Source organism: Cystobacter fuscus, assembly GCF_044360685.1.
Taxonomy (GTDB): domain Bacteria; phylum Myxococcota; class Myxococcia; order Myxococcales; family Myxococcaceae; genus Cystobacter; species Cystobacter fuscus_C.
Genome location: NZ_CP043491.1, coordinates 2,727,984 through 2,744,374 on the forward strand (window position 1 = coordinate 2,727,984; position 16,391 = coordinate 2,744,374).

At 68.9% G+C, this 16,391-nt stretch carries 15 protein-coding genes; 7 read left to right on the plus strand and 8 right to left on the minus strand.

The features are described 5' to 3' along the window. Positions 1-7 precede the first annotated feature (7 nt). Both F0U63_RS11315 and F0U63_RS11320 read right to left on the minus strand, forming a co-directional pair. The gene (locus F0U63_RS11315) at positions 8-1,198 is read right to left on the minus strand and encodes a pyridoxal phosphate-dependent aminotransferase (protein WP_395848357.1); all 1,191 of its coding nucleotides are present in this window, start codon (positions 1,196-1,198) and stop codon (positions 8-10) included. A gap of 118 nt (positions 1,199-1,316) precedes the next feature. After that, complete coding sequence (locus F0U63_RS11320) at positions 1,317-1,913, minus strand: TetR/AcrR family transcriptional regulator (RefSeq protein WP_395845901.1); 597 nt, start codon at positions 1,911-1,913, stop codon at positions 1,317-1,319. Positions 1,914-1,975: 62 nt separating this feature from the next. Between F0U63_RS11320 and F0U63_RS11325 the strand changes: the two genes are divergently transcribed. From F0U63_RS11325 to F0U63_RS11340, 4 genes are all read left to right on the plus strand, one after another. Further along, positions 1,976-2,788: a glutathione S-transferase family protein gene (locus F0U63_RS11325; RefSeq protein ID WP_395845902.1), complete on the plus strand. Its 813-nt coding sequence runs from the start codon at positions 1,976-1,978 to the stop codon at positions 2,786-2,788. Between the two features lie 87 nt (positions 2,789-2,875). Further along, positions 2,876-4,972, plus strand: a complete 2,097-nt coding sequence (locus F0U63_RS11330; RefSeq protein WP_395845903.1) for a M13 family metallopeptidase — start codon at positions 2,876-2,878, stop codon at positions 4,970-4,972. 68 nt (positions 4,973-5,040) lie between these two features. After that, the gene (locus F0U63_RS11335) at positions 5,041-7,257 is read left to right on the plus strand and encodes a prolyl oligopeptidase family protein (RefSeq protein ID WP_395845904.1); all 2,217 of its coding nucleotides are present in this window, start codon (positions 5,041-5,043) and stop codon (positions 7,255-7,257) included. Positions 7,258-7,374: 117 nt separating this feature from the next. Next, the gene (locus F0U63_RS11340; RefSeq protein ID WP_395845905.1) at positions 7,375-7,749 is read left to right on the plus strand and encodes a hypothetical protein; all 375 of its coding nucleotides are present in this window, start codon (positions 7,375-7,377) and stop codon (positions 7,747-7,749) included. Between the two features lie 63 nt (positions 7,750-7,812). Here F0U63_RS11340 and dps read toward each other — a convergent pair whose 3' ends face one another. The 3 genes from dps to F0U63_RS11355 form a co-directional block, all read right to left on the minus strand. Further along, positions 7,813-8,289 carry a DNA starvation/stationary phase protection protein Dps gene (gene dps, locus F0U63_RS11345; RefSeq protein WP_002626619.1) on the minus strand — a complete coding sequence of 159 codons (477 nt, stop codon included), beginning with the start codon at positions 8,287-8,289 and terminating at the stop codon, positions 7,813-7,815. A 119-nt stretch (positions 8,290-8,408) separates the two neighbouring features. Continuing rightward, positions 8,409-8,936 carry a carboxymuconolactone decarboxylase family protein gene (locus tag F0U63_RS11350; protein ID WP_002626621.1) on the minus strand — a complete coding sequence of 176 codons (528 nt, stop codon included), beginning with the start codon at positions 8,934-8,936 and terminating at the stop codon, positions 8,409-8,411. 6 nt (positions 8,937-8,942) lie between these two features. Further along, positions 8,943-9,497, minus strand: a complete 555-nt coding sequence (locus F0U63_RS11355; protein ID WP_395845906.1) for a peroxiredoxin — start codon at positions 9,495-9,497, stop codon at positions 8,943-8,945. 221 nt (positions 9,498-9,718) lie between these two features. Here F0U63_RS11355 and F0U63_RS11360 point away from each other — a divergent pair, with 221 nt between their 5' ends. Together F0U63_RS11360 and F0U63_RS11365 are read left to right on the plus strand one after the other, a co-directional pair. Further along, positions 9,719-11,335, plus strand: coding sequence for a sigma 54-interacting transcriptional regulator (locus F0U63_RS11360; RefSeq protein WP_395845907.1), 1,617 nt, complete (start codon positions 9,719-9,721; stop codon positions 11,333-11,335). Positions 11,336-11,390: 55 nt separating this feature from the next. Next, entirely contained in the window at positions 11,391-12,245 is an 855-nt protein-coding gene (locus F0U63_RS11365; protein WP_395845908.1) for a DUF3014 domain-containing protein, read from the plus strand. Positions 12,246-12,268: 23 nt separating this feature from the next. Here the strand turns inward: F0U63_RS11365 and F0U63_RS11370 are convergent, their stop codons facing one another. Beyond that, on the minus strand, positions 12,269-12,829 hold the full coding sequence (locus F0U63_RS11370) for a helix-turn-helix domain-containing protein (RefSeq protein WP_395845909.1): 561 nt from the start codon (positions 12,827-12,829) through the stop codon (positions 12,269-12,271). Positions 12,830-12,999: 170 nt separating this feature from the next. Here F0U63_RS11370 and F0U63_RS11375 point away from each other — a divergent pair, with 170 nt between their 5' ends. Beyond that, positions 13,000-13,584 (plus strand): superoxide dismutase, encoded by a 585-nt coding sequence (locus F0U63_RS11375; RefSeq protein WP_395845910.1) that lies wholly within the window; start codon positions 13,000-13,002, stop codon positions 13,582-13,584. 17 nt (positions 13,585-13,601) lie between these two features. On the opposite strand, the gene F0U63_RS11380 is transcribed toward F0U63_RS11375, so the two are convergent. Then, a complete protein-coding gene (locus tag F0U63_RS11380; RefSeq protein WP_395845911.1) occupies positions 13,602-15,491 on the minus strand; it encodes an ATP-binding protein in 1,890 nt (629 codons plus the stop codon). 93 nt (positions 15,492-15,584) lie between these two features. Continuing rightward, positions 15,585-16,391, minus strand: a complete 807-nt coding sequence (locus F0U63_RS11385) for a GNAT family N-acetyltransferase (protein ID WP_395845912.1) — start codon at positions 16,389-16,391, stop codon at positions 15,585-15,587.

Below are 16,391 nucleotides of genomic sequence, written 5' to 3' on the forward strand. Positions count from 1 at the left end.
GGGGCACTCAGCCCGTGGTGCGCGGGAGGATCAGGGTCTCCAGCCGGTCCACGGCCTTCTCCAGCACGTCCTGGGAGGGGCCGAAGGACAGGCGCACGTAGTTGCGGAAGCGCGAGGGGCGGGCGCGGCGCTTGCCGGGGTTCACGTCGAAGAACTCCCCCGGCACGGCGATGATCTTCTGCTCGAGCGCGGCGCGGAAGAAGCCCATGCCGTCATTGAGGGGCGCGGGCAGGCCGGACACGTTGCCCCAGATGTAGAAGGTGCCATCGGGCGCGCGGTCCGTGCGGATGCCCAGGCGCTCCAGGCGCGAGTAGAAGCGGTCTCGCTTGTCACGGAAGTGGCGGTGGATGGCGAGCGTCTCCTTCACCACGAGCTCCTCGTCGAGCAGGGGGATGGCGGCGCGCTGCAGGGGCCGGCTGCCTCCGCCGTCGAGGAAGCTGCCCGCGCTGGATACCGCCTCGATGACCTGGCGGGGCCCCACCGTCCACGTCATGCGCCAGCCCGGGTAGCGCCAGTTCTTGGTGAGGCCGTCGAAGAGCACGACGGGATCCCGGTTCACGTCCTCCACGTAGCGCGCGGCGCTCTCGATGGGGAGCTGGCCCGGGCGGCCCGTCCAGATGTAGTGCGAGTAGAACTCGTCGATGAGCAGCGTGCACTCCAACTCCCGGGCGACGCCCACCCAGCGCGCCAGCTCCTCACCCTGCACGAGCTTGCCCGTGGGGTTGCAGGGGTTGGAGAAGAGCAGGGCGGAGAGGCCCCGGCCCTGCACCTCGCGGCGCAGGTCCTCGTGGGTGAAGGCATAGCCGCGCTCGCCCTCCAGGAGGATGGGGATGGAGGTGAAGGCCTTGAAGACGTCCAGCAGCTCTTCATAGGCGGTGTAGTCGGGCAGGAAGTGGCCGAGGTTGACGGAACCGAGGCTCGCGGCGGCGCGGGTGAGCGCGGTGCGTCCTCCTCCGGAGAGCGCGACGTTCTCCGCGCTGTACTGGCTCGGCAGGCCGCGCCGGTAGAGGCGGTTGTAGAGCGAGGCGATCGTCTCGCGCACCTCCCAGAGTCCGGCCACCGGGGCGTACTCCAGATCGTTCACGTCCACCGTGACCTGGCCCACGCGCGGCGGGGCTCCGGGCAACTCATCCGTTTCGGGCTGGCCCTGGCCGAGGTTGCACCACTCGGGGTCGCCCCCCCTGTAGCCCCGGCGCATGGCCTCGGTGGTGACGTAGATGACGCCCGTGCGCGGCACGGTACGGAACGCGGGAAAGAAGTCTTCGCTCACCCGCCGCACGCTAGCGGAGGAGGGCACGCGCTTTCATCTGAATGATTCAGGGCGCGAAGAGCCGCAGCAGGGTGTTCGTCTTGGGGTACGGCACGTGATTCATGTGGGGGAGGATGCGCATGAGCGCGAGCCCCTGGATGGTGGCCAGCCACATCCACGCGAGCTCGGCCGCGGGGGTGCGCACCACCTGGCCCGCGTCCTGGCCCGCCTCGATGAGCGCCACGAGCTGCTGGAAGAACTGCGAGCTGTAGCGCTCCAGGGCCTGCCCGACGGGGCCGGGCACGCTCTCGCTCGCGTGCGCCTGCACGAGGATGAGCGGGAAGGACGGCTCGCGCTGGACGCCGTCCAGCACCCGGGCGCACAGCCATTGCAATTGCTCCCACGGGGAGCCGGAGCGCTGGCGCGCCTCGACGACGAGCTGGATTCCCTGTTGCACGGCCTCCTCGACGAGCGCGGCGAACACGGACTCCTTGTCCGGGAAGTAGTGGTAGACGAGCCCGTAGCTGATGCCCGCCGCGGCGGCCAGATCCGTCATCTTGCTCGCCGCGAGCCCCTTGCGCGCGAAGACCCGCCGGGCCGCTGCCAACAGGGCACGCCGTCGCTCCTCCTTCAACCGCTGGTTCTGTTCTTCCGTGCGAGGCATGGGGGCCCGGGCAACCTATCATGGCTGTACCCGGAGGTGCCGGAACGGCATGCTCCCGCGCCATGCCTCACCCCGACCGCACGCTCTATCAATTCCCCATCTCCCATTTCTGCGAGAAGACCCGCTGGAACCTCGACGCCAAGGCCATCCCCTATGGCGTCCGCAACCTGCTGCCCGGTGTGCACGCGCGGGTGACGAAGCGGCTGACGGGGGGACACAGCCGCTCCGTTCCCGTCCTGGTGGACCGGGGCACGCCCCTGAGCGACTCCACCGACATCGCCTTGCACCTGGAGAGCGCCTATCCGTCCGCGCCCCGGCTGATCCCCTCCGAGGGGCCCGAGCGCGAGCGCGTCCTGGAACTGGAGGCCTACTACGACGAGACGGCCGGCGTGCACGTGCGGCGCTGGGTGTACGCGAAGCTCCTCGACGAGGAGGCGGATGTCTCGTCCTTGTTGTTCGGCGCCTTTCCGCTGCCGGTGCGTCTGCTCGGGCGCGCGATGTTTCCCCTCGTGAAGAAGAACATCCAGCGCCACTATGTCCAGTCGCCCGAGATGGTGGAGGCGTCGCGGGTGAAGCTGCTGGAGGGTATCGAGCGGCTGGAGCGGGAGATTCAAGGAGACCCCGCGCGCTATCTGGTGGGGGACCGCCTGTCGATCGCGGACATCACCGCGGCGGCGCTCTACGCCCCCTTGATGGGCCCCGAGGGCTCTCCCTATGCGCCCCGGCGGGGGAAGCGCGCACCGCGTCAACTCGAGCGGATGCGCGAGGAACTCCTGACGCGTCCCGCGGGGCAGTGGTTCGTGCGGCGCTACCGGGAGGATCGCCAGCGCCTGGCCCGGGGTTTTCCCCCGGGCGCCGACGCTCCCCGGACGTGACGGTTGCTCGGGGCGGATGGGAATTTCCCGCCGCCTTCGGAGTTGGCGGCCCGGGTTTTTTCACCACCCCCAACCCCACGAGATTCCATGAACCGCATGAAGTTCCTCCGTCACGCCTGGGCCCCGGGTACGCTCGGCGCATGCCTCCTGCTGGGATGCGCGGCGAGCACCCGCTCCACCGCTCCGGCGGAGTCTTCCTCCGCCGCCCAGGCCGAGGCCAGGAGCCCGGCCCTGTCGCTCGGCGTCGAGACGAAGCACTTCGACACCAGCGTGCGTCCCCAGGATGACTTCTTCCGCTACGTCAACGGCACGTGGCTGAAGACGGCCAAGATTCCGGCGGACAAGGGCCGCTACGGCTCGTTCATCGAGCTGCGCGACAAGAGCGAGGAGGCGCTGCGCACCCTCATCGAGGAGTCCGCCGCCGTGCAGTCTCCGGCGTCCGGCTCCGACACCCAGAAGGTGGCGGACTTCTACAAGAGCTTCATGGACACCGAGCGCATCCAGTCGCTCGGCGTCGAGCCGCTGCGGGCGGACCTCCAGCGCATCGCCGCGCTCAAGGACAAGAAGGAGCTGCCGGAGCTGTTCGCCGCGCTCGGGCGCATGGGCGTGCAGACGCCGTTTGGCGGCTTCGTGGGCCAGGACGCCAAGAACGCCGAGCGCTACATCCTCTACGTCAACCAGAGCGGGCTGGGCCTGCCGGATCGCGACTACTACAGCAAGCCCGAGCCGCGCTTCGTCGAGACGCGCGCCGCGTACCTCACCTTCATCGAGACGATGATGAGGCTGGCGGGGGAGAAGGATCCCGCGGGCGCGGCGAAGACGATCCTCGCGCTGGAGACCTCGCTGGCGGAGAAGCACTGGGATCGCGTGCGCAACCGCGACCGCGAGGCCACGTACAACCTCAAGAGCGTGGCGGAGCTGGACGCGCTCACGCCGGGGTTCTCGTGGGCGGGCTACCTCAAGGCCGCGGGGACCGAGAAGTCGCCCGCCGTCATCGTGCGCCAGCCGGACTACTTCCAGGCCATGGCGAAGATGCTCCAGGCCACGCCCCTGCCCACGCTCAAGCAGTACCTCACCTTCAAGCTGGTGAGCTCGTACGCGCCCCTGCTCAGCACGCCCTTCGAGCAGGCCCACTTCACCTTCTACGGCAAGACGCTCCAGGGCCTGGAGGAGGACCGGCCCCGGTGGAAGCGCGGCGTGGAGTCGGTGGACCGCGCGCTGGGCGAGGTGCTCGGCCGGATCTACGTGGAGCGCTACTTCACGCCCGAGAGCAAGGCGCGCATGCAGAAGCTGGTGGACAACCTCCGCGTCTCCTTCAAGCAGGGGATTGATCAGCTCGACTGGATGAGCCCGGAGACCAAGGCCCAGGCCCAGCAGAAGCTGGCGAAGTTCAACGTGAAGATCGGCTACCCGGAGAAGTGGCGGGACTACTCCGCGCTCACCGTGCGCGCGGATGACCTCGTGGGCAACGTGAAGCGCTCGAGCGAGGTCGAGTACAACCGCAACGTGGAGAAGCTCGGCAAGCCCATCGACCGGTTGGAGTGGGGCATGACGCCGCAGACGGTGAATGCCTACTACAACTCCTCGATGAACGAGATCGTCTTCCCGGCGGCCATCCTCCAGCCTCCGTTCTTCGATCCCAAGGCGGATGACGCCACCAACTACGGCGCCATCGGCGGCGTCATCGGGCATGAGATCAGCCACGGCTTCGACGATCAGGGCAGCCGCTCGGATGGCGATGGCAACCTGCGCGACTGGTGGACCGCCGAGGACAAGGCCGCCTTCCAGCAGCGCACCGGCCAGCTCTCCGACCAGTACTCCAGCTTCAGCCCCCTCCAGGGAATGAATGTCAATGGCAAGCTCACCCTGGGTGAGAACATCGGCGACCTGAGTGGCCTGACCGTGGCCTACAAGGCCTACAAGCTGTCCCTCGGCGGCAAGGAGGCTCCGGTCATCGAGGGCTTCACCGGCGACCAGCGCTTCTTCCTCGGCTGGGCCCAGGTGTGGCGCACGGCCAACCGCGAGGATGCGCTGCGTCAGCAGCTCCTCACGGATCCGCACTCGCCGGGCGAGTACCGGGTCAATGGCGTGGTGCGCAACATGCCCGAGTTCTACTCCGCCTTCGGCGTGAAGGAGGGCGATGGCGCCTTCCTGCCGGCCGACAAGCGCGTGAAGATCTGGTGATCCGCGCCTGAACCGCCCGGGCCCGGGAGCGTCGGAAATACGCTCCCGGGCTGGTAGGTTCGCGCGCCATGCGAACCCCTCTTGTTTCCGCCGTCGCGTGTGCCTTCTGGCTCACGCACTGCAGTCATGCTCCGGAGTCGCGGGAGGCGCCCGCCCCCAGCGCTCCGTCTGCCTCCGTCGCCACGCCCGTCAGCGCACCCAAGGGCCTGAGCTATCCGGCCGCGCGCAAGGACGACGTGGTCGACGACTACCACGGCACGAAGGTGGCGGACCCCTACCGCTGGCTGGAGAACCCGGACTCGCCCGAGTCCCGCCAGTGGATCGAAGCGCAGAACCAGCTCACCTTCGGCTATCTGGAGAAGATTCCCCTGCGCTCGCGGCTCAAGCAGCGCATGACGGAGCTGTGGGACTACGAGCGCTTCTCCGTCCCCTGGAAGCAGGGCAGCCGCTACTTCTTCTTCCGCAATGACGGCCTGCAGAGCCAGTCCGTGCTCTACACGGCCGACTCGCTCTCGGCCGAGCCCCGGGTGCTGTTGGATCCCAACACGCTGTCCTCGGATGGCACGGTAGCGCTCGCGGGGCAGAACATCACCGACGACGGCCACCTGCTGGCCTATGGCGTGGCCACCGCCGGCAGCGATTGGAAGGAGCTGCGCGTGCGCGACGTGCGCACGGGCAAGGATCTGCCGGACATCATCAAGTGGGTGAAGTTCTCGGACGCATCGTGGACCCGGGACGGCAAGGGCTTCTTCTACAGCCGCTATGACGAGCCCAAGACGAGCGAGGCGCTCAGCGGCGCCAACTACTACCAGAAGCTCTACTTCCACCAGCTCGGCACGCCGCAGAGCCAGGACACGCTCGTCTACGAGCGCAAGGATCAGAAGGAGTGGGGCTTTGGCGGCCGGGTCACCGACGACGGGCGCTACCTCGTCATCAACGTCTCGCGGGGCACCGAGCAGAAGAACCTGGTGTTCTACAAGGACCTGAAGGATCCCAAGGCCAAGGTCGTCGAGCTGCTGCGCGACTGGGACGCGGAATACGACTTCATCGCCAACGACGGCACGCTGTTCTGGTTCAAGACGGATCTGGACGCGCCTCGCGGCCGTGTGGTCGCCATTGATCTGCGCAAGCCGGAGCGCAAGGAGTGGAAGGAGATCATCCCCCAGGGCGAGGAGACGATCGCCTCGGTGGACATGGTCAACGAGCTCTTCCTGCTCAACGTGATGAAGGACGCGCACTCGGTGGTGCGGCGGGTGTCGCGTGACGGCAAGCCCCAGGGCGAGCTCGCGCTGCCGGGCCTGGGCAGCGTGTCGGGTCTCAACGGCAAGCGTCAGGACACGGAGACCTTCTACTCGTACTCCAGCTACACCACGCCGCCCACCGTGTACCGCTACGACGTGAAGTCGGGCCAGAGCACGGTGTTCAAGGCGCCAAAGGTGAAGTTCGATCCGTCGCAGTACGAGACGGAGCAGGTCTTCTTCCAGAGCAAGGACGGCACCCGCGTGCCCATCTTCCTCAGCCACAAGAAGGGGCTGAAGTGGGATGGGACCACGCCCACGCTGCTGTATGGCTATGGCGGCTTCAACGTCCCCCTGACGCCGGGCTTCAGCGTGGCCAATCTGGTGTGGATGGAGCAGGGCGGCCTCTACGCCGTGGTCAACCTGCGCGGCGGCGGCGAGTACGGCCGGGAGTGGCACGAGGCAGGCACGAAGCTGCGCAAGCAGAACGTCTTCGACGACTTCATCGGCGCGGCCGAGTACCTCATCGCCCAGAAGTACACCTCCACGCCCCGGCTGGCGATCTCCGGCCGCTCCAACGGGGGGTTGCTCATTGGCGCGGCGGTGACGCAGCGGCCGGACCTCTTCGGCGTGGCGCTGCCCGGTGTGGGCGTGCTCGACATGCTGCGCTTCCACAAGTTCACCATCGGCTGGGCGTGGACGAGCGACTACGGCTCCGCGGAGAACCCGGAGGAGTTCAAGGCGCTCCATGCCTACTCGCCGCTGCACCAGGTGAAGCCCGGCACGCGCTACCCCGCCATGCTCGTGCACACCGCGGACCATGACGATCGCGTGGTGCCCGGCCACAGCTTCAAGTTCACGGCGGCCGCCCAGGCGGCGCAGGCCGGTGAGGCCCCGGTGCTCATCCGCATCGAGACCAAGGCGGGCCACGGCGCGGGCAAGCCCACGGGGAAGATCATCGAGGAGTACAGCGACCTCTGGGCCTTCGCGTTGGACCAGATGGGCGTGGGCCGCACCCAGTCCGTCGCGGGCGCGCAGTCACCCTGACGCAGGCGGGGTGAGGGGGCGGGCAGGCGGGTGCATTCCCGCGTGCCCGCTTCCCTGTTGCCTCGCTCACGGGGACGTCCACCTTTCGAGCAGATGACTCGAACCAGGAGAGTTCCCATGAAGAAGTTCGTTCTGGCCACCGCCACCTGTGCCCTCACCCTGTGGGGGTGCGCCAACACCTCGAAGGCCCGCTCCGAGGAGCCCGAGGCGTCGATGCAGGAACTGACGGACGAGAAGGCCCGGGCGCAGAAGGACCGCATGGGCGCGCCCACGGTCTACGAAGGGGAGGCCACGGGCGGCGCGGGCAATGCGGTGCGCAACGGGGACGGGGAGCTGTGGGCACCCGAGGAGGCTCCGGGCAACACCGTCGTGCGCACGCCCTCGGACACCCAGCAGAGCATCGAGCGGCAGACCCAGGGCGCGCAGCCGTCGGACAATGGCTCGTCCGAGGTCATCGATGAGGGTCCTACCGAGGAGGCTCCCCGGCAGTAGGGGTGAGCCGCGCGAAGGGTCCTCCCGCGGGGGGAGGACCCCGCGGTGTGACGGTGAAGGGCGTCAGCTCTCGAGCGAGGCGCGCAGGAACCACGCGTGCTTCTCGAACTCGGTGATGATGCCGGTGAACAGGTCCACGGTGTCCGTGTCCTGGTGCTGCTCGGCCGCCTTGCGGCTGTCGCGCAAGCCGACGAGATAGCCTTCGATGCGCTCGGCCAGGAGCTTCACGTGCTCCAGGTCCTTGGTCGTCTCCTGCGGGTAGTCCGCCAGCCGGCTCGTCTTGGCCACGTAGCGGCTGGTGCCGTAGGCCTTGCCGCCCAGCGTCACGGCGCGCTCGGCCACCGAGTCGTTGTGGTTGGCCAGGCTCACCGCGAACGTCTCGAAGAGCGGGTGGAGCGCCGCGAACTGCGGGCCCTTGATGTTCCAGTGCGCGACCTTGATCTGGCTGTGCAGATCCAGACCATCGGCCAGACGCGCGTTGAGCTGCTCGACGAGGGCGGCACGGGACTGCTCGGGAAGGGGGCTCGGGCTGCGATACATGGAGAGATCCTTTCTGAAGATTTGTGGATTGGATGCGCGATGGAGAAAAAGGAATCGCCCCCCGGTGGTGACACCGGAGGGCGCTTCTTGAAAACCCGCGCGATGGGGAACTGACGGCTTTACGACTCGAGACCGACCGCGGCCGCGTGGATGACCGAGGCGATGCGGACGGCGTCGTTCACCTGGTCCTCGGAGAGGCCACCGTCGACGACGACCTTCTCGTGGGACTGCACGCACATCTCACAGCCGTTGATGGCGCTCACCGCGAGGCAGACGAGCTCGAAGTCCACCTTGTTGGTGAGCACCTGCCCCAGACGGTTCATCCGCAGACCGGGCCGCTTGGTGGCGTAGGACTCCTTGCCCACCATGTGACGGAACCGGTAGTAGATGTTGTTCATCCCCATCAGCGAGGCCGCCGCGCGGGCGTCCTCGATGACGGGCTCGGCCTGATCGCCGAGGGCCTGGCGGGCCTCGTGGAGCATGGCCTTCTTGATGAGCTCGTTGCGGGCCGCGAAGGCACACGCCACGGCCACGCCCCAGCGCTGCGCGGGGGTGAGGCTGTTGTTCTCCAGCACGGACTGGAGGTTGAGGCGGGTGTCCTTGTGGGCATCCGCCAGCTCACCGCGAACGACTTCGAGCGACGCCATGACGCCTTACCCCGCCTTCGCCAGCTTGGTGGTGAGCGTCTCCTCGCCCTTCTGCCAGTTGCAGGGGCAGAGCTCGTCCGTCTGGAACGCGTCCAGCGTGCGGAGCACCTCGCTCACGTTACGGCCCACCGACAGGTCGTTCACCGACACGTGCCGGATGATGCCCTCGGGGTCCGCGATGAAGGTGGCGCGCAGGGCCACGCCCTCGTCCTTGTGCAGCACGCCCAGGCTCGCGCTCAGCTCGCGCTTGATGTCCGCCAGCATCGGGAAGGGCAGACCCTTGAGGTCCGGGTGGTGCGTGCGCCACGCGTGGTGCACGTACTCGCTGTCCGTGCTCACGCCGAGGATCTGCGCGTTGCGATCCTGGAAGTCCTTGTCGCGCTTGCCGAACTCCGCGATCTCCGTGGGGCAGATGAAGGTGAAGTCCTTGGGCCAGAAGAACAGCACCGTCCACTTACCCTTGTAGGTGTCCTGGTTGATGTCCTTGAACTCCTTGCCCTTCTCCAGGCTCACCACGGCCTTCAGGTTGAACGCGGGAATCTTGTCGCCAACAGTCAGCATGTGTTTCGACTCCTTGGATGGGGGCCTGCTTGCTCCCAGGCCCGGGTGATGAAGTTCGTGTACCCTTAAAGCAGCCACCGTGCCAGAACACGTCCTTCGTGATTCCAGGGGGTTACTACACCCCTGTGTTCCAGTCGGTGCCGCCGGGCCGGTGCATACCGAAATAACGGTGTCCGGCGCCACTGACATTTCGGTGCCGCCCCGGTTATCTAGGTAGACGTATGGCGGATGACATCGTTGCGGTGCCTCGTGCGGATTGGCGCGGGGAAGCCCGGGACCTGATCGAGCTGGCGACCTCGGAGCGGCCAGTGACGGAGTTGCTGCGCCGGGGGCTGGAGTGGCTCACCCGGGTGGTGCGCTTCGATCTCGCCACGCTCTTCTTGCTGCGAGAAGGAAAGCTGGTGGCGGTGGTGGCCCGGGGTCCGTTGGCGAGCGAGCGGGTGCGCCGGCACGAGCTGCGGCTGGCGGACTTCCCCTCGCTGCGCCAGGCGCTGGAGACGCGGCGGGCGCGGGCCTTCACGGACGAGGACCACTCGCACGGGGACGGAGACCCCTTCGACGGGGTGTTGGATCTGCCGCCCGGCCATGCGTGCATGGTGGTGCCCCTGTGCGCGGCGGAGCGCTGCTACGGGCTGCTGACGTTGGACCGTACCGAGTGCGAGGCCTATCCGCAGTCGGTGGTGGACCTGGTGGAGGTGTACGGGCAGATGCTGGCCACGTCGCTGCAGGAGGTCGAGCAGAAGAGCACGCTCGAGCGGTTGCACCAGCGCGAGCACGAGCACGCGCGGCTGTTGGAGTCACAGCTCGGCGGGGACGAGGTGGGGGTGCTGGAGACGTCGCGCAGCCCGGTGGTGCGCGAGCTGGCGATGCGGGCGCGGCAGGTGGCGGAGACGGACACGCCGGTGCTGCTGCTGGGCGAGACGGGCACGGGCAAGGAGCGGCTGGCGCGGGCGGTGCACCGCTGGAGCGCCCGGGCGGAGGGGCCCTTCGTGACGCTCAACTGCGCGGCCATTCCCGAGGGGCTCCTGGAGAGCGAGCTGTTCGGCCACGTGAAGGGCGCGTTCACCGGGGCCACGAAGGACCGGGCCGGGCGCTTCCAGATGGCGCACGGGGGCACGCTCTTCCTCGACGAGGTGGGGGAGATGCCCGTGGAGCTGCAGGCCAAGCTCTTGCGCGCCCTGCAGGAGAAGAGCTTCGAGCCGGTGGGCAGTGACAGGACGGTGCGCGCGGACGCGCGCATCCTCGCCGCCACGCACGTGGACCTGCGCCAGGCCATCTCCCAGCGGCGCTTTCGCGAGGATCTCTATTACCGGCTGAGCGTCTTTCCCCTGCGACTGCCGCCGTTGCGCGAGCGGCTGGAGGATCTGCCGCTCTTGTGCGCCTTCCTCCTGGAGGAGCAGGCCCGGAGGACGGCGCGGCGGGGCATGAAGGTGACGCCGGAGGGGCTCGCGCGCCTGGCGGCCTACGACTGGCCGGGCAACATCCGCGAGCTGGCCAATGCCCTGGAGCGCGCCACCATCCTCTCGCGCAAGCGGGAGCTGGGCGCCGAGGTCTTCGACCTGCCCGCGCGGACGCCCGAGCCGAAGCGCCCCTCCGAGTCCGCCCCCGTGCCCGTCCCGGAGCCCGTGGAGGAGGGCGCCGTGGCGACGCTGGAGGAGGTGCAGCGCCAGCACATCCTGCGCGTGCTCGCCCGCACGCAGGGCCGGCTCTATGGCCCCGGGGGCGCCGCGGCGCTGTTGGGTCTCAAACCCTCCACGCTGCAAAGTCGCATGAAGAAGCTGGGCATCACGCGTCTGGAGCAATACGTGGCCACCCCGCCGTCCCCTCCCGGGAAATAGCGCGGGAGGCGGGCCGTTGGCCCGTACGCCGCTGTCTCTGGAGGAATGAGGAATCATGAGCGATCCGCTGCCGCCGCCCTCGTCTTTCGGCCCTCCCCCGGGTGCCTCGAAGAAGCCCCCGCCCTCGCGCGCGCCGCTGATCGTGGTGCTCCTGGGGGTCGTGGTGGCGCTGGCCATCGTGGGGTACTCCTGGTGGAAGGGCCGCCAGGTGCCGGCCGCCGCGCCCGAGCCCGAGCCCGCTCCCCCCGTGGCCACGGCGCCGGATGCGTCCATCGACGACGTGCCCCCGCCGCTGCCGCCCCTGGCGGAGAGCGATGCCCGCGTGCGCGAGCTGGTGGGCCTGCTCTCCCCCCTGCCCGAGCTGCAGAAGTGGCTGTCCTCCACCGAGGACCTGGTGCGCCGCTTCTCCTCGGCCGTGTCCAACATCGCCGAGGGCCAGAGCCCCCGCTCCGCGCTGTCCTTCATGGCCCCCGTGGGGGACTTCCAGGTGACCCGGCGCGAGCGCCGCCTCTTCATCGCTCCCGAGAGCTTCGCCCGCTACGACGGCGTGACGCGCGTGTTCACCTCGCTCGACACGTCCACCAGCGCCATCACGTACAAGGCGCTCCGGCCGCTCATCCAGGGCTCCTACCTGGAGATCAGCCGCCCCGGACAGCGCTTCGATCAGACGCTCGCCAACGCCATCCAGCGGATGCTGGACACCCCCGTGCCCGAGGGCGACGTGGAGGTGGTGGACGCGCCGGGCGGGGTGAACTTCAACTACGCCTCCGAGCAGCTCGAGGGGCTCAGCGCCGCGCAGAAGCACCTGGTGCGCATGGGGCCCACCAACGCCCGGGCCATCCAGGCCAAGCTGCGCGAGCTGCGCGACGCGCTCGCCCTGCCGCCGCCCGAGGCCCCTCCCTCTCCGTGAGGGGAGGGCCGGGGGCGGCCCGCTCAGAGTCCGCCGGGTGCCAGCACGACGATGCTGAAGGCCACCAGCGGCTTGTCCCCCTTGTTGCGGTAGGTGTGCTTCTGGTCCCCCCGGAAGACGAGCACGTCGCGCGCCTCGAGCGTCCACACGGAGCCGACCGTCACCAGCTCCAGGGTGCCGCTCTCGCAGGTGAGGTATTCCCGCGTGCCGGGCGTGTGCGGCACGCCCACGAGCACGCCGTCGCCGGGAAAGTCCATCCGCTCGATGATGAGGCCCGGCAGGCTGTCCGGCAGCACCCGCTCTATCCGCACGTTGCCCTTGGAGCGCGAGGAGAGGCTCGCCCGCTTGACGAGCCGGGCCTCCTGCCGGGGGGCGCCGAGCAGCTCCTCCACCGAGGTCTGCAACGACGACGCGACGCGCAACAGGACCGACAGGGTCGGATTTCCACTGCCCGACTCCAGGTGGGTCCATGTCGCGCGTGGCACGCCCGCCAGCCGGGCGATCTGCTGCTGGCTCAGGCCCCGCGCGTCGCGCAGCGCGCGCAGGTTGCGCGCCAGGTTCTCGGAGGTGCGCTCCATGGCCATGGCTGCCTCTCCCGTCCGGCTCTCCCGTGACATCCCCGTGGCCCCTTCCCCGTGCATTCGCGCCATCTCATTGGCGACCGGACAATTTATTGACCAGGCCGCTGACATACGGACCGCATGCCGGTAGAGCAAGGGCAGCTTCAGCGTACCCACGACGAAAGGACGTCCCCATGCCGTTCACCCTGCCCGAACTGCCCTACAACAAGGATGCACTCGCCCCCCACATCAGCGCGGAGACGCTCGAGTACCACCACGGCAAGCACCATGCCGCGTACGTGACGAACCTGAACAAGCTGCTGGAGGGCAAGCCCGAGGCCAACCAGTCGCTCGAGCAGGTCATCCTCAGCAGCGACGGGGGCGTCTTCAACAACGCCGCCCAGGTGTGGAACCACACCTTCTACTGGAACTGCATGAAGCCCAACGGCGGCGGCAAGCCGACGGGCGACCTCGCGGACGCCATCACCCGCGACTTCGGCTCGTATGAGAACTTCCGCGAGCAGTTCTCCAACGCCGCCGCCACGCAGTTCGGCTCGGGCTGGGCCTGGCTGGTGCTCGACAAGGACAAGCTGGCCATCACCAAGACGGGCAACGCGGACCTGCCGATGAAGCACGGCCAGAAGGCGCTGCTGACCATCGACGTGTGGGAGCACGCCTACTACATCGACTTCCGCAACGCGCGCCCGAAGTACATCTCCACGTTCCTCGACAGCCTGGTCAACTGGGACTTCGTCACCCAGAACCTCAAGACGCGCTGAGCGAGGTGCTCGCGGTGTCAGGCGTCCGGCGCGTCGGTGGCGCCGGGCGCGTGGCGCGGCAGGGAGAGCGAGAAGGTCGTGCCTTCCTCCAGTGAGGAGCGGACCTGCACCTCTCCCTGGTGCGCCCGGACGAACTCCCGGACGATGAAGAGGCCCAGCCCCACGCCGCCCCCCGAGGTCCGGCGTCCGCCGGGGCTCCCGGTCCGGAAGGGCTCGAAGAGGTGGGGCAGCAGGGCCGCGTCGATGGGCTTGCCCCGGCTGTTCACCTCCAGCCGCTGCACTCCGGCGACATCCCAGAGCTGGAGGGTGATGGGGTGGGCCTCGTCGCCGTGCTCGAGCGCGTTGCCCACCAGGTTGGAGAAGACCTGCGCCAGGCGATCCTCGTCCCAGTCGCCCTGGGTGTTGCCCTCCACGGTGAGCTGGATGTCGCGCCGCGGGTAGATGGCGGTGAACTCGTCGAGCACCCGGCGGCACACCAGCTCCAGATCCACGGCGCGGCGCCTCACCGGCAGGGCCCCGTCGCGCGCCCGGACGCTGTCGAGCATCTGGCGCGTCAGCCGGGTCATGCGCCGGGTGATCTCCTCGATGCGCGCGAGGGTGGTGTGCTGCGCCGGGGTGAGGTTGGGGGCCTGCGCCAGCATCTGCGAGAACAGCCGGATGGCGGCCAGCGGGCTGCCGAGATCATGGTTGACGATGGCGAGCACACGCTCGACGAGCGGTTCCTCCCGGGCCGACTCCTCCTCGCGCCGCTTGTGCTCGCTCACGTCCATCATCGCGCCGATGAGCCGCTCGGGCCGCCCCTCGGCGCTCCGGTCGATGTAGCCACGCTCCAGCACACTCGCGTAGGTGCCGTCCGTCCGCCGGAAGCGGTACTCGCTTGACCAGTGGTCCTCCCGGCCCTCCATCGCGGCGTGCAGGGTGCGCAGGACCCGGGGCTGATCGTCCGGGTGGATGCGCTCGCGCCACCAGCCCGGTGACGCACCGCACGCCTCGGGTGCCTCGCCGAACACCTCTCCGTGCACCGTGCTCCAGCTCATCTCGCCGCTGCCCAGGTGCCAGTCCCACATCACCTCCCGGGTGGCGCGCGCCACCAGCCGGTAGCGGGCCTCGCTCTCCTGGAGCTCGCGCTCCAGGTGCTTGCGCTCGGTGATGTCCCGGGAGATGCCGAACAGCCCGGTGACGGCTCCCGTCTTCTCGTCCCGGAGCACCCCCTTGGTGGACAGCCACACCCGCTGGCCCGCGACATCCTCGTCCTCGTACGTCAGGGGCTGCCGCGCGGCGAGCACCGCTTGATCATGCGCCCGCGTGGCACTCGCGTCCTCGGGCAGGAAGATGTCCTGGTCGTCATGGCCGATGATGTCCGCTGGCGAGGCGCCCATCGCGCTCGCTCCCACGGGGTTGATGAGCGTGTAGCGGCCGTCGAGATCCTTGGCGAAGATGGCGTCCGGGGCGCAGTGGATGACCCGCTGGAACAGCTCCCGATCGCGCCGCAGCGACTCCAGCTCCCGCCGCTCGGCGGTGAGGTCGCGCAGCCACAGCAGCAGGTGTCCGGCGCGCTGGGCCGCGTCGATGTGGAAGACGACCCGCTCCTCGCCCTCGCCCAGGGTCAGCTCGGTGGACAGGCTTCCCTGGCCCTCGAGCGAGCCTTCCCAGCGCAACAGCTCGCGCACGAAGGGCTCCCGCTCGTCCTGGTCGAGGATGTCCCGCAGGCGCAGGCCCGGAAACAGGTGCGCGCCCGGCACCAGGCGCCGGGTGGCGGGATTGGCCTGGACCCACAGGGCATCCTGAAGCGGCGTCTGGGAGTTCGGCGCCAGCCGCAGCAGCACCAGGCCGTAAGGCGCGAGCGACCAGAAGGAGCTCGTCACGGCCTCGATGCTCTCCACTCCCCCCACTGCAATGGCTCGCATGCAAAGACCCTAGCCCGCTCCTTCCGCTGGCTTGAATCGGCCCCGGGTCTGATACCAGTGTTCTTCTTGAAACCAGTTTTCCTTGAAAGACGTTCAGCGGCCCGGAGTGGGCGCGGCCATGTAGAACAGGAAGCGGGTCACGGACCGGTAGCCCATGCGGCGGTAGACGGGCAGTCCCGCGGGGGTGGCGTGCAGCACCGTGCGCTCCAGGCCCCAGGCGCGGTGGGCCTCGGTGAGCGCGTGGCGGATGACGGCCTCGGCACAGCCGAGCTGCCGGTGGGGGGGGAGGGTGGCGACCATCGAGATGTAGGCGACGTCGTCCGCGCGCATCACGGCCGCGCAGCTCGCGGCCTGCTCGAGGCGGTAGCCGACGAAGCCCAGGTTGTCGCCGGAGAAGATCGCCGGGACATCGAACACCTGGCGTCCGGTGGGCAGCGCCACGTCGTAGCTGAGGGAGTTGAGGTCGGCGAGGTCGCCCCGCACGTGCGCGTCACTGGCCTCGAGCAGCTCCAGGCGGGGCAGGGGACGGGCGGGGGGCAGCAGCCGTTCGGCGACCATGCCAGTGGCCACCACGCTGGGCTTCAGACCCAGGGGCGCGAACAGGGAGGCCGCGCGCGCGCGCAGGGCGGGCGGAACCCAGTCCTCGCACAGCGTGAGCATCCAGCCCTGTCCCCGGGGGGTGAAGTAGTGGGCGGCGGCGGTGGCGGCGTTCTTCAGGGCCGCCTCCGTGTCCACCGGCGCGGGCAGGAAGGCCGCGTTGAGCATGGCCCAGGGGACATTGCTCGACGCGATGCTCACCTCGGGTTGGTCGAGCACCTCGCCGTTGGGACTGCCCCGGGCGAAGAAGCGCCAGGCGTCCTGGAAGCGGGTGTTGGACTCGTGGATTTCTTCTGGGGACAT